Consider the following 14,647-nt stretch of genomic DNA (forward strand, 5'->3'; position numbering starts at 1 on the left):
CGCACGGCTCAACTGATCCGTCAATGGCTTCGTCAAAAACGACAGCGCCGTCCGCTCCTGTGTCGAGATGAAGACTTCGACCGGCATGCCGGGCAGGAGTTTGTGGTTGCCGAGCCTTGCGAGTTCTGTGGAGGAGACGGCGATGTCGGCTAAGTAGAAGATCTGGCCGGTTGACGGGTCGGTGCTGGTAGCGGCGGAGACGTAGGCGATGCTTCCGGAGAGCTCCGGCGTCGAGCGCTGGTTGAAGGCCGAGAAGCGCATGCGGGTCTCCTGGCCGATCGAGACCTGGTCGATATCGGTCGGCGCCAGGCGGGCCTCGATCTTCAGCGCGGCATCGGCGGGGACGAGGGTGAGCAGCTTTTCGGCAGGCGTGATGACGCCGCCGATCGTGTGGACGAAGAGCTCGTTAACGGTGCCTGAAAGAGGAGCGCGGATATCGGTGCGGGCGAGGCGGTCCTCGACGGCGATGCGGCGTTCCCTCAGTTCCGAGATTTTCGGCTCGACGATACCGAGTTCGCGCTGGGCTTCCGTTCGCGCCGCTTCGTCGATGGCGATGATCTGGACCTGGATTTCACTCATGCGGGCGCGGGAGCGGGCGATATTGGCCTGGATCTCGCCGCTCTCGCCGGTCAGCTTGGCGATCTCGCGGTCGATGAAATATTTGCGCGACGTGTCGATCAGCTTCCTGTCGGCCAGTCCCTTGATCTTGTCATGCTCGGTCTGGACCAGTTCGAGCTCGCCAGCCTTGGCGTCGCGCTGGGCGATCAGCCCCTTCAATTCTTCCTCAAGCTGCGAGATGCCATACTGCAGCTGCTGCTTCTGGTTCTGCCGGTTGCGGCGGTTGCCGTCGAACATCTTCTGTTCGCCGGTGGCGACCAGCGGGAATTCGCCGAGGATGGTTGCGAGCTCGGCCGGGTAGGCGATCGCCTCCACATTGTCGCGCTCGGCGATCAGCCGCGCCTGACGGGCGGTGAGTTCGACGAGCTGGGTGCGGACGATCGAGAGCTCGGCGCGGGTCTGGGCGTCGTCGAGGCGCAGCATGATCTGCCCCTTGCTGACCTGATCGCCTTCCTTGACCGCGATTTCGCTGACGATGCCGCCGTCGCGATGCTGGATCGATTTGAGGTTCCGGTCGACCTTCATCACCCCCGAAGCGATGATCGCGCCCCTGAGCTGCGTGGTCGCCGCCCAGCCGCCGGCGCCGGCAAAGAGCAGCAGGCCGAGGGCGATACCGGCGGTGATGCGGGTCGCCACCGGGAACATGTTGTTGGTTTCGGCCGACGGCCGCTGCTGGTCCTGGTTCATCGCTTGTCTCCCCCCGTCTCTACACATTCTCGACAATGACAAGCAGATGGTGACCCGTGAGATTGATGGTCATCTCGTAATGCTCGTCCTTGTCCATATCGACCTCGATCAGCGTCTGGCTCAGTTCGTCCGTGCCCTCGTGGCGGACGCGGATGGGTAGCGGCGTGCTGTCCGCCTTGTCGCCGTAGATATCCTCGAAGCGCTCCTCGATGCCGTCGAGCACCTCCTCGAAGATCTTGTATTTGGAGATGTCGATGCGATCGCCGACCATGAAATCGAGGATCTGGTGGACGACATCGGCGCTGCTTTCGCCGGCGGGGACGGTGAATTCGAACGTATCGTTTCCATCGCCGCCCGAGATGACCGCGGCGGTCAGTCCCGCCCGGATGACATCGTCGCCGGAGCCGGCAACGGCCTTTTCGAAACCCTCGATAATGTCCTGACCGACTTCGAAACCGGTCGCCTTGCCGCTTTCGAGATCGATCAGCACGCCATGGGCGGTCTGCGAATAATCGATCGTGTCGTCGCCATCGCCGCCGTCGAACACGTCGTCGGCTTCATCGGCCCGCGCTTCAACCGTGTCATCGCCATCGCCTGCGAAGAGAAATTCCTCGCCGTCGCCATCGCGGAGGATGTCGTCGCCGTCGCCGGTCTTGATCACCTCGAAGTTGCTGATGCTGTCCGTGCCGATGTCGGCGCCGCTGGCATTGGCGGCGACGAGGTCGACGACGACGGAGAGGACGGCTGCGGAATAGTCGAGCGTATCGACGCCTTCGCCGCCGTCATAGCTGTCGGCAGCCCAGTCGAAATCGCCGGTGACGGTGTCGTTTCCTTCGCCGCCCTTGACGAGATCGGTACCGGCGCCGCCGCTGATTTCGTCATCGCCGGCATTGCCATGCAGCTCGTCGGCGCCATCGCCGCCGGTGAGCGTATCGTCTCCCGATCCGGCGCGGACGATCTCGAAATCGGTGACGGTGTCGCAGCCGATCTCGCTGCTTTCGGCCTCGCCGGAGCCGAGGTCGATCGCGACGGCTTCGGCAAGGGCGGAATAGTCGAGCGTATCGGTTCCGGCGCCGCCGTCATAGATGTCGTCGGCCTGGTCGGCATCGCCGGTGACGGTATCATCGCCATCCTCGGCCTTGACCGTATCGGCGCCGCGGCCGCCGCTCAGCACATCGCGGCCGGTCCCGCCTGCGAGGTGATCGTCGCCGGTGCTGCCGAGGACAACGTCGTCGCCGTCGCCGCCATCGAGGCGGTCGTTGCCGTCTTCGCCGTCGATGATGTCGTTTCCGGCATCGCCATAGAGCTGGTCGGCGCCATCGCCGCCGCGCAGCAGATCGGCATCGGCGCCGCCGCTGAGGAGGTCGTCGCCGGCCTCGCCGAAGAGGCTGTCCCGGCCGTCCTCGCCATAGAGCCGGTCGTTTCCGGCGCCGCCCCAGACATGGTCGTCGCCGAGGCCGCCGAGCACGATGTCGTCGCCATTGCCGGCAAAGATCGTGTCATTGCCGCTGCCGCCGAGGATGTGGTCGTTGCCGTCTCCGGCGCTGATCACGTCATTGCCGCTGCGGGCATCGATGTTGTCATTGCCGGCGAGGCCTTCGATATCGTCGGCGCAGGCGGTTCCGGCGATCAGGTCGTCGCCCGATGTGCCGGTGATCGGTGGTGCCTTGACGACGGAGAAATGCGCCGTCTGCGAGACCAGGGCCCGGCCGTCGCTGATCATGTAGGTGATGGTGACCGGGCCGAGACCGGCGGCGTCGAAGCTCCAGCCGCTGGCGGTCTGGACGAGTTTTCCCGAGGACACGGCAATATCCTTGATCGACAGCAAGTCGCCATCGGGATCGATGCTGCCGCGCAGCAGATCGGCAAGGCCGATCAGCGCCAGGCCGCAGCCGGATATATCGGCGAGTGTCACCGGGCCGTTGGTACGCGGAGCGCGGTTGACCGGTTTCGCCGTTGGTTCTGCGTTCGAAGAACGATCAGCGCCGCCTGCGCGCGGGCCGGGATCCGGTTGCACCTGGCGCGGCCCGGTCCAGGCATTGTCATTGGAGGCGTGGAAGGAGGCGGAGACGCCGCCGAAGCTTTTCAGCAGCGACAGGCTCGGCAGGTTCAGCCGGTTGAACTCGATGGCGTCGGAATCGGTGAGCGCATAGCTGACCCGGTTCTTGTGGCCGGAGAGCACGACGCCACCCGGTTTGCCGCCGGAGTAGGAGCCGCCGATCTCTTCGTCGGGCATGCGGACCACGGCGCCGGCGGTTTCGACGTCGATCGGCGGCAGATCGTCTTCATCGCCGGCGGGGCGGCGGGGATCGGCCTCGCCGCGCCGCGGGGCTTCCTGCGGGCTCCCGAGCGCGCTTTTCAGGTAGAGCGCAAAGCCCGTCAGCAGCAGGGAAAGGAAGACCGGCACCCGGGACAGCTTGTCGTCACTTTTCAGGACGTAGCGGTCGTGCGGGTCTTCTTCGGTCTTTGCGGTTTTGGTGCCTTTGACCTCGATCATTCTGACATCCTCGCGGTGATGCGTGATCCAAGCTGCGTCATGGCGGCCGGCCGGCTGCCGGTTTCGGCGGCTGCGGGCTTGAGGATCTCGTCCTTGGGTCCGAAGGCCACCATCTTTCCGCTCTGGATGACGGCGACCATATCGACTGCGGCCAATGCGCTTGGCCGGTGAGCGATGACGATGGCAATGCCGCCGCGGGCGCGCACGGCCTTGATCGTCTGAGTGAGTGCTGCTTCGCCCTCGCCATCGAGGTTGGAGTTCGGCTCATCCATGACGACGATGAAGGGATTGCGGTAGAGCGCGCGGGCAAGGCCGATGCGCTGGCGCTGCCCCGCAGAGAGCGAGACGCCCTGTGGCCCGAGAGCGGTGCGATAGCCCTCCGGCATGCGCACGATCATCTCGTGGATGCCGGTGGTCTGCGCTGAATCGACGATCGCCCGGGCATCCACCTGCGGCTCAAGCCGCGAGATGTTTTCCTCGATCGAGGCATCCAGCAGCGCGACATCCTGCGGCAGGTAGCCGATATGCTGGCCGAGATCGTCGTCCGACCACTGCGTAAGCTCGGCGTCATCGAGCCGGACACTGCCGCGCAGCGTCGGCCAGACGCCGGTGAGTGCGCGGGCGAGCGTCGTCTTGCCGCCGCCGCTCGGGCCGATGATGCCGAGCGCCTGCCCGGCGGCAACCTCGAAGCTGACTTCGCTGAGCAGCACGCGGCCGGAGCCGGGGGCGGCGACGGTGATCTTCTCGACCTTCAGCGAGCGGCTGGGGGCGGGAAGCGCCATCGGCGGCTCGGCGCCGGCAAGCGCGATCACGGTTTCCTTCAGTCGCAGGAAGGCAGTGCGGGCGGCGACGAAGCCTTTCCAGTTGCCGATCGCCAGATCGACAGGGGCGAGCGCCCGGGCGGAGGCAACGGAGGCGGCGATGATGGCGCCTGCCGAAAGCTCGCCCTTGATCGTCAGCCAGGCGCCGAGACCGAGCACGGCCGATTGCAGGATCATGCGCAGCACGCGGGAGATCGCCCCGAATGTGCCGCTGATATCGTTGGTGCGGGTCTGAAGTTCCAGATGATCCTGGTTGGCGCGATTGAAGCGCTCGACGGCCCGCCCGGCAAAGCCCATTGCCTTGAGGATATCGGCGTTGCGGGCGTTGGAATCGGCAATGGCGTTGCGCTCGATGCCGGATTTGTGCGTGGCGCTCGCCAGCCGCCGGGTCACCAGCTCGGTGATGATCGTCAGCATGGAGAGCACGAAGGCGCCGGCGAAGGTAAGCGCTCCCAGATAGGGATGCAGCATGTAGACGAAGATGAGATAGAGCGGCATCCAGGGCAGATCGAAGAGTGCCACCGGGCCCTGACTGCCGAGGAAGGAGCGGACGGTATCGACATCCCGGCCGCGCTCCAGCGCTTCGGCTGTCGAGAAGCCGAAACGCGGCATGTCGATCGCCACCTGATGGGCGAGGGGGGCGATCCGGCTGTCGAGCCGGGCGCCCATGCGCACCAGGATTTGCGAGCGGATGATGTCGAAGAGGCCCTGGAAGAGATAGAGGCCGATGGCGAGCGCCGAGAGGCCGAGCAGCGTCGGGACACTGCCGCTCGTCAGCGCGCGGTCATAGATCTGCAGCATGTAGAAAGAGCCGGTCAGCGCGAGAATATTGATGGCGCCGGAGGTGAAGAAGAGGAACACGAAGATCCCTCTCAATCCGGATGTCAGCTTCTCGACCTGTTTGCGCTTGGCTCCGGTCAGCGGGTTCTTGGGGCGCATGTCGTTCACCACTTCTTTGATGACGGGAATTCAGGTGCGCCGGGTTTTCCGGCGCACCTGACCTTTCGGATCAGAGATTGAAATCCGAAGTGGTGAGGTTGTGGTTCCCCTTGATGCTGAGGCGCAGCTCGGCGCTGTTGTCGCCATCGACGCTGCCCTGGACGACCGTGTAGTCGCCATCGGCACGGACTTCATGCGTGACGATCAGTTGCGCCGCGCCCGTCAGCGTCGAACCGTTGACCAGCGTGAAGGCCTGGTTGCCGGCAAGACCGCCATTGGCGTCGGTGCCGCTGAGGTCGATCTTGTCGCCGGGCTGGAAGCCGATGATCGTGTCGCCATCGGCATCCTTTTCGGAGAGGAAGACGAACTTGTCGTTTCCGGCGCCGCCATCGAGAGTGTTGGCGGAGGCATTGGCGGTGATCGTGTCGTTGCCGGAGCCGGTGACGACATTTTCCATGCCCCAGAGCGTATCGGTGCCGGATTGCGTGCTCGAGGCGCTGCCCCGGCCCATGAAGCCGCTGCCGAGATCGACATTCAGATTGGCGGTGATCGCCGCCAGATCCAGCGTGTCGCTGCCGGCGTCACCGTAATAGGTGTCGTCGCCGTCACCCGCTTCGGCCACGAAGAGATCGTTGCCGTCCCCGCCATGGGCGGTATCGTTGCCCGTACCGGTCTGGATCATGTCGTCGCCGGCATCGCCGAAGACGCGGTCGGATCCGGCATCGCCATAGAGCATGTCGTTGCCATCGCCGCCGAGGAGATCGTCGTTTCCGGCGCCGCCGAAGACCATGTCACTGCCGCCTTCGGCATTGAGGAAGTCGTCGCCGTCATCGCCGCGGATGATGTCGGCACCGGCGCCGCCGGTTGCCACGTCATTGCCCGCAAAGCCGACGATCGTTTCGCCATTCGCCGTACCGAGGAGAACGTCGCCTGCTGCCGTGCCGGCGATCATGGCGCCTGTCGTTGCTGCCGGCGGGGTTGGGTTGGCCGGCGGTGTCGGCGCCGGCGGCGTGCCGGCATCGTCTTCTTCCTCTTCGGCCGTCGTGCCTTCACCATTGAACTGCGGCAGCCCGCCTTCGCTGGTGAACTGGATGCTGTGCTCGCCATTGGTCATCGTCGTCACGCCGTTTGCCCCGGTCGTGATCTCGTAGTCTGCAGCGGTGGTACCGGCGGCAAGCTCGATGACATCCTGCGGACGCAGCGTTCCGATGATCGTGTCGTTGCCGCCATTGGAGCGGAAGACGATGCGGTGGGCGGAACCGAGCGCCGAGATATCGATCGTATCATCCCCTGCGTCGCCATCGATGGTGATGGTGTTGAGACGCAGGCTGGTTGTCGAGAAGTCGCCGACGATGTTGAAGCTGTCGGCCCCTGCGCTGCCGGATGTTCCGGAGGGATCGACACCATTGATGCGGATTTCCTCGATCTCGCTGAGTTCGGCGATGACGGAGGCATTGTTGCTGCCATTGCGGGTCACGACGATTTCGGTCGCGGCATTGAGGTTTGCCGCGACATTACCCGCGATCGCCAGCCAGGCTGCCCTGGTGTAGATCGTGTAGGCCTCGGCCGTGGCATTGCCGTTGATGACGAAGGTGTCGCCCGCGGCTCCTTCCGTTCCGCCATTGACGATATCGCGGCCATCCGTGGCGCCGGAAGCATTGGCATTCCAGATAACGGTATCGTCGCCGGCATCGCCGTTGATGGTGTCGACGCCGAGGCTTCCGGTGGCGGTGACGATGAAGTTGTCGACGAAGAAGTCGTCGCCAGCATCCCAGTCGCCATTTGCCAGGAAGCGGATGGCAGACTGCGGTCCCATCTGCGCGGCCGACAGGGTGGTGTTGAACGTGCCGCTTGCCGTGCTCAGCACGCCGCCGGTCAAAGTCTCCCAGCTGTTGGTCGTGTGGTTCCAGGCCTGGACCGTTACGTTCTCGTTGCCGGTGAGTCCGCCGTCGCCGACATAGGTGAACTGGACACTTGCTCCGGTTGCGCCTGTGAGGTCGAAAGCGCGCTGGATGAACTCACCGCCGGTGATGCCGGGTTCGAAGTGCAGGCGGCTTCCGTCGGCGGTATTGATCTGGATATCACCATTGCCTGCGCCGGTATTCTCACCGCCACCTTCTGTCCACCCTCCGGCGAAGGTCAGCGTGCCATTGTTATCAGTGTAGGAGACCGCGCCATCGAAATTATCGCTGAACGTGCCGCCGTTGACTCCGGTCCCGCCGGTCAGCGTGTCGTTGCCATCGCCGCCGTTCAGTGTATCGGCGCCCTCGTTGCCGTTGATCACATCGTCCCCACCCGCGCCACTCAGCGTATCGTTGCCGCCGAGGCCGTTGATGGCGTTGGCTGTACCATTGCCGGTGATCGTGTCCGCATTTGCCGTCGGTGCGCCGAAGTTGGCGGGTGGTGCTGCTGCGAGCGTGAAGTCCGATATGTCGATGTTGGCGTTGGTGACGCCATTGATCTGGATCGTGCCCTGGACGGTCGAGGCCGCGCCGTTCTCACGGATGGTAATGATGGTGCTGCCGCCGGGGCCGGCGGATTCGAACACACGGTTGGCAAAGTTCGCTGCCGTCACGCCGAGGCCGGTGAGGTCAATGCGATCCTGATTGGCCGGGGTGCCGCCGGTGGCGTCGAAGCTGTTGATGACGTCGTTACCGAAGTTGGTGGCGTTGTAGATGATCGTGTTGAAACCACCGCCGACGTCGATCGTGTCGTTCCCGGCACCGCCGATGATGGTGTCGTTATCGTCGCCGCCGCTGATCGTGTCATTGCCGGCGCCGCCATCGAGGACGTCGTTGCCGTCATTGCCCGTCAGTGTGTCGTTGTCGCCGCCGCCGAACAGCTGGTTGGCGGCGTCATTGCCGATGATCGTGTTGATTCCGGCATTGCCGGTGCCGTTGATGGCGTCGGCGCCCGTCAGCGTCAGGTTTTCGAGCCCGGTCGCCAGCGTGAAGCTGACCGAAGCCTGTACGGTATCGACATCGGCCGCGAGACCGGTGCTTTCGTTGATGACGTCACCGACATCATCAACGAGATAGATATCGTTGCCTTCACCCCCGATCATGGTGTCGGCGCCGAGGCCGCCATTCAGGGTGTCGTTACCGGCGAGGCCGCTCAGCGTGTCGGCGAGGTCGCCGCCGGTGATGGCGTTGTTGCCCGCGTTGCCGGTGCCGACGAACTGGCTGGCATCGGCGCCGAGGAAGGCGAGGTTCTCGACGTTGGCCATGGCCGCAATCGAGAGTTCGGCCAGGAAGGTCTGGACGGTATCCGTGCCTTCGCCCGCGGCTTCCACCACCACGTCGAGGACATCGTCGACGCCGTAGGTGTCGTTACCGGCGCCGCCGACCATCGTGTCGGCGCCGATTGCGCCTTCGAAGTCATCGAGGGCTGCATTGAGACGGCTGTCGAGATCGTCGTCTCCGGTGCCGCCGACCAGGAGGTCGTCGCCGAGGCCGCCGACGAGATCGTCGCCCTGACCGCCACCGAAGATCAGGTCGTTACCGCTGCCGCCGGTGATCGCGTCATCATCGCCATCTTCGCCGGCAATGAGGTTGTTTGCGATGGATGCGGAGAGGTTGACGGTTCGGGTGCCGCCCGTCGGGTCTGCCCGGCTGATCGCATAGTCGCCGACCAGCTGGTAGCCGTTGAAGAAAGCGCCGTTGAAGTTGATGAACTCGACGCCGGTCTGGGCATTGATGCCGTCGAAGTGGTTGAGAACCGTGACGCTCTGCGCCAGCGGGGTCGCGCCATTGGGCAGGCTGTAGTTGACGACGAGGTCGCCGTCATTGGTGCCGGCGCCGTTGTCGACCACGTTGAGTGCGGAGATCGTATAGATGGGGAGACCATCGACATCCGTTCCGGTAACCGGCGCAAGGATCGAGATCTTGTCCGCCGTGCCCCCGCTGGTGGCAGAGACGCCTTCATTGATGACATCAGTGCCGTCGCCGAGTGAGAAGGAATAGGTGTCGTTGCCGAGGCCGCCATTCAGTGTGTCGCCGGCAGGCGTGGAGGTGACGGTGGTAAAGTTGATGACGAGGTTATCGATCTCGACATTTTCTTCCGTCGCGCTGATGCCCGAGACTTCGAACCGGATACGTGCAGTCGCCGAGAACGGTCCTGCGATGACGTGGTTCCCGCTGCCAGTATCATTGGCATCTATCGTGTTCAGAGTGGTGTAGTTCACCCCATCGGCAGCGAAACGCACCAAGACGAACTCGCCGGCATCCAGGTTGTCCGCGTCATAGTCATATGTGATTGTTGCCGTCGTGGCGGCGGACAAATTGACGTCACGGGTGATCTGGGCACCGTTCATCCCCGTGCCGCCATAGAAACGCAATACGTTGTTGTTGCCGTCGTCGATCCGGATCTGGTTGGTCTGACCGGTGCCGTCGTTCGTTTCGATCCAACTCGGTCCCCAATTGGTGGTTCCATCGCTATTCCCGGAACTATTGCTCTGGAAGTTGTCGCGGTAAGTTGCTGTTGTGCTCGTCGTCGTCGCCCCGTCGGCACCACCGACGAGAATATCGTCACCCGCAAGGCCATTCAGCGTATCCGCACCGGCAAGGCCAAGGATGAGGTCATCCTCGGCCGTCCCGTTGAGCGGAACATCACTGTTGGCCGTACCGACAATGATATTGAGCGCATTGCCCGTGGCAAACTCCACCTTCTCGATGTTGCGCAGCCGGTCGCTGCCGTCGATTGCGTCTTCGACAGCATGAGTAACGATGACCTGTCCATCAGTGGTGGCCGAGAAGGCATATTCACCGCGGTCGCCGCGGAAGACGGCGATATCGGTATCGGCGATGCCATCGGCTCCGGTGGTGGTGATTTCACGGATGATCTGCAGCTGGCCGGGGTTGATCTTGCCTTCGAACATCCAGGCAGCGAGCGTCTTCTTAACTTCAGTCCCACCAGTTTCGACAATTTCGCCTGCTTGATTAAGGCGTAGCGTGACGAGGCTCGTCATGCTCTTGATGTTCGGATTGCCGGCAATTTCCGTTCCGGTCGGGCCGTTGTCATTGAAGCCACTCATGATGCCGATGCGGACGTTCAGCCACTTGTCGCCATCGATGATGTCGTCGCCGCCATTGCCCTGGATCCTGTCGCTGCCGTCACCGCCGAGGATGATGTCTCCACCGGCAAAGGAGGTGACGCCCGCCCCGAGGACGGCCTGCAGGCCTGAGATCAGGGCGATGCCCTGGGCATCGAGCACGCTGCCGAGATAGCCGCTGGCGCCGCCGTTGTTGAGGCTCGCGCGGTCGGCCGCCACGTCTTCGGTGCCGCCGAGCTCGTCGGCGAACCTGGTGCCTGACAGGCCTTCCATCGACTCGTATTCGTCGAGGGCGGCGTTCTGCGGCAGGGTCGGAGCCTCGTCGAAGACGATCGGGCGCGACAGGTCGGCATTCACGCCGAGCGTATTGTCCTTGTAGGTCGCCCAGTCGAAGCCGGACATACCGGCCATCTTGCCGCGGCCGGCGCTGCCGACCATGATGTCGTCGCCGCCTTCGCCGATGAACTCGTCGAAGCCGCCGTCGCCGAGGAACACGTCGTTTCCGTCGATGCCGTCATGGGCGAAGATTTCGTCGAAGTTGTCGCCGGGGGCGCCGTCGAAGGTACCGGTTTCGATCCAGTCGTCGCCCTCGTTGCCGAGGATGCGTTCGGCATTCTTGTTGCCGTAGATGAAGTCGTTGCCGGTGCCGGCAAAGACTTCCGAGCCCATGTCGGTGCCGAGGAAGATGAAGTCCTGGCCGTCATTGCCCATCACGAGGTCGAGGCCGGGACCGGCATGCACGACGTCATGGCCCTTGCCGGCCTTGATATTGTCGTCGCCGCCGCTGTCGACGATGATGTCGTGGCCGTCGCCGCCGTTGATGATGTCGTTGCCGAAGCCGCCTTCCAGCCGGTCGTTTCCGCCGTCGCCGAACAATGTGTCGTCGCCGATGCCGGCAATCAGGGTGTCATTTGCTTCAGTGCCGCCAAGGACGACGTGGTCGCCGCCGGTATAGCGCAGATAGTTCGCATCGGCGCCCGCGGTGGCCGGGTTGTCGCGAATGACGAGCGGTGTCAGCAGGCTGGTGCCAAGAGGATCGATGCCGCGGTTGTCGGCGCTTTCATTCGCCACCGTATTCGGATCGTCCTCCAGTATGCCGTCGGCGCCGGGATCTTCACCCAGGCCGGGATTGTATTGCTTGGTGCGGTCAATCTCGAGGATGAGGCCGGGCGTCGAGAAGACATCCGACGGCAGATGCGTGGCGTCGGTGTTGCGCATGATCATCGCAGCGAAGGAGTTGTTCTCCATCTCGCCAAACAGATGCAGCCCGTCGAGGCGCTGCAGATAGTAGAAGCGGTCGCCGTTCTGCAGCTTTTCCATCTGCACTTCGAAGACGAAGTTGAAGGTCGAGCCGAGCATGCCGCCGAAGGGCATGATCTGTTCGGCAAGGCCGCCGATCCAGAGATCGACGTTTTCAAGGCCGCCGAGCGAGCCGCCGGCATAGGCGCCTGTAGCGTTCAGGAAGTCGAGCCGGTCTGTCGGCACGACGACCCCGCCCGTGGAGACGCCGGTGATGATGGTGAGCGCCGCGTCGCGCTTTTCCTGTAGCGTATCGGCTCCGGTGATCAACTCATGTGTGCCATAGGCGGCGATGAAGTTGATAATCGACGCCTCGTGCTTGAGGTGACCAGCGAAGTCGACCCAGCTCTCATAGGGCTTGAGCAGCGAGTCCTCGTTTGTGGCCTCATAGAAGGTGCGCCGCGCCTCGTTCAATGAGGGCACCCCGGTGTCGCGTCCGCGGGCGAGGTTGATCGTTGCAAGATCGAGCGGCAGGCCGAGCAGGTTGTTGCGCAGCGCCGTCGTGACGAACTCGTCGATCTCGTTGCCGACCTGCCGGGTCATGCCGCGGACAATGGCACCAGCCGCAATGTCGTCAGTGATCGAGTGAGCAACGCCGGTGTCGCCGCCGTCGAAGGCGAGCGGATTGAGGAAGCCCTCGATCAGGCCGATATGGTCTTCGTTGAACGACGGATCGAAACGGTCGATCGACTCGGTCAGCATCGAGTGACCGAAGCGATAGACGACATGAGCGAACTCGGCGACGATCGACGGGTCGATGGTGGTGTCGAAGCCATCCGGCACCAGGAAGACGTTGATATTCGGCTGGATCTTGCGCGCGAACTCTTCGAAGACGAGATGCTGGTACTGCATCTCGGTGCCGAACTTGGCTGCCTGGAACAGGCGCTCGCCATCCCAGACCAGTGCTGCGATCTGTGCGGGCGTCGGCAGGGCAACCAGATCGACTTCCAGCCATTCGTTGATGAAGGTCAGATCGTTGCTCGCCAGCACCGTGTCCTTGGTGTGCTGGACGAGCCGGTTGTGCTCGGCATGGAAGACATGGTGGACGGCGGTCAGGCCGATATTTTCGTTGACGCGGCCGTCGCCGGCGATGAAGTGCGCGTCCAGCAACTCGTTATCATATTCGGTATCGCCATTGCCCGGGTTGCCGAGGCCGATGGTGATGTCGCCATCGGCGATCTTGCCGATCGGCACGGCCTCATGGGCGATGTCGGCCAGGAACGCGCTGGCGGTGCGGATGGCGCCCGTCGTCGAGACGCCTAGTCCGCCGTTGGCGGCCGGATTGCCTTCGAGTACGACGTCATCGGCCGTGTTGGGGATGCCGTCGGCGCCGATCCCGAGGATGATCTGCGGGAAGCCGTTCGGACCGGGAATGAAATTGCCGTAGGGGTCGGTGCGCAGCAGCGGCACGGCGCCGACATCGGCATCCGTCAGGTTGATGCCGAGCAGCGTCTTCGCCTGAGCTTTCACTTCGCCCCAGGTGGCCATGCCGCCATTCGCGCCCTCGATAAGCTTGCCGGTCGCCACGGGGTCGCCCGCTGCATTGAGCTGATACTGGCGCAGGAAGACCTGGTGCGATGCATGCGAGGCATAAGTCTGGTTCTGGTCGACATAAGAGGTCGTAGTGTTGACGGGGCGGATATCATCCTCGGTGCCCATCATATTGTCCGGGCCCGCAGAGACTGTCGCGCGGGTCAGCACCATGAAGTTTGTATGGCTACCGGGGACGTAGAGCGGATCGTCTTCCGCCAGAGGGATGAACACCGTGCCGCTGCCGCCCTTGTTGATCAGGTCCAGGCCGTGATCGAAGAACTGGCCGAACAGCGTGAACCACGAATTGAACGGTGCCGACAGGCCTTCATCCGGCGCGACGGCGGGGAGGTAGACATTGTCGCCCTGCATGGTGATACCGAAGGGCTCAAGTGCCGCATCGCGGACCTCGCGAGCGGCTTCCAGAGCCGTCACTGTCGCGGCATGCGCTGCCGTGGCATTCGCCAATGTGTCCAGGGCGTTCTGCTCTTCCGGGGTCGGCGTGTTGTTGGGATCGCCATCGCCGAGCGCATCGGCCGCAGCCTTCGCGTTCTGCATCGCGACGCGCGCCTGATATTCGGCATCGGAAGCGGGCTTGAACGTCTGGTAGATCGCCGTAACCAAGGGGAGATCAGTCATCGGACTTGCTGCGCCGGCCCGCTCAAGTGCGGTCAGGATCGCGGCCGGGTTGCCGAGAGTCTGATCGACGAGCAGGTTGGAGATGGTGCGCAGGCTGGAATCGAAGACCAGCGAATTGGGATTGTTCGATGGGTTGTAGTTGGGTGCCGTCGGCATCGCCGGAGCCGGACCGTTCGGGCCGTCGGGATCGAAGGGCGTGCCATCAGCGGGCCGGTAGATCGGCGACATCAGTTCGGGGAACTCGGCACCTGCGGCGCCCCACATTTCCTGGCCGGGCAGGAGGTGGTTGTAACTGCCATCGACCGTGCGCAGGCCCCAGGCGACGTTGTACGCCGGGATCAAGCCGTCTTCGCCGTAGAGCGTGGCTCCCGCGGAATGCGCCTCCGCAATCTTGATCTGCGCCAAGATGAAATCGAGATCCGAGCGAATATAGGTGACCATGTTACTCTCCCCTCCGATTGCATTGGAAACGTTATCGTTTCGCCAATGCTTGATCCCCAGTGTGAAATCGCAGGGATATTCCGGTCGCCTTCCGGTTTTTACTGTGCGGTCATGCCGCGAGCGCAA

At 63.6% G+C, this 14,647-nt stretch carries 4 protein-coding genes; all 4 read right to left on the reverse strand.

Features of this window, described 5'->3' with window-relative positions:
* On the reverse strand, positions 1-1,305 hold a 1,305-nt coding region (locus tag ACODR6_RS23430; protein WP_489024687.1), incomplete at its 3' end, for an HlyD family type I secretion periplasmic adaptor subunit.
* Positions 1,306-1,324: 19 nt separating this feature from the next.
* Complete coding sequence (locus ACODR6_RS23435) at positions 1,325-3,802, reverse strand: calcium-binding protein (RefSeq protein WP_489024689.1); 2,478 nt, start codon at positions 3,800-3,802, stop codon at positions 1,325-1,327.
* A complete protein-coding gene (locus tag ACODR6_RS23440; protein ID WP_489024691.1) occupies positions 3,799-5,562 on the reverse strand; it encodes a type I secretion system permease/ATPase in 1,764 nt (587 codons plus the stop codon). The genes ACODR6_RS23435 and ACODR6_RS23440 overlap by 4 nt, the downstream gene beginning before the upstream one ends.
* A gap of 70 nt (positions 5,563-5,632) precedes the next feature.
* Positions 5,633-14,521: a peroxidase family protein gene (locus tag ACODR6_RS23445; protein ID WP_489024693.1), complete on the reverse strand. Its 8,889-nt coding sequence runs from the start codon at positions 14,519-14,521 to the stop codon at positions 5,633-5,635.
* Positions 14,522-14,647: the final 126 nt, after the last annotated feature.

This window comes from Rhizobium sp. FG96 (genome assembly GCF_057808655.1).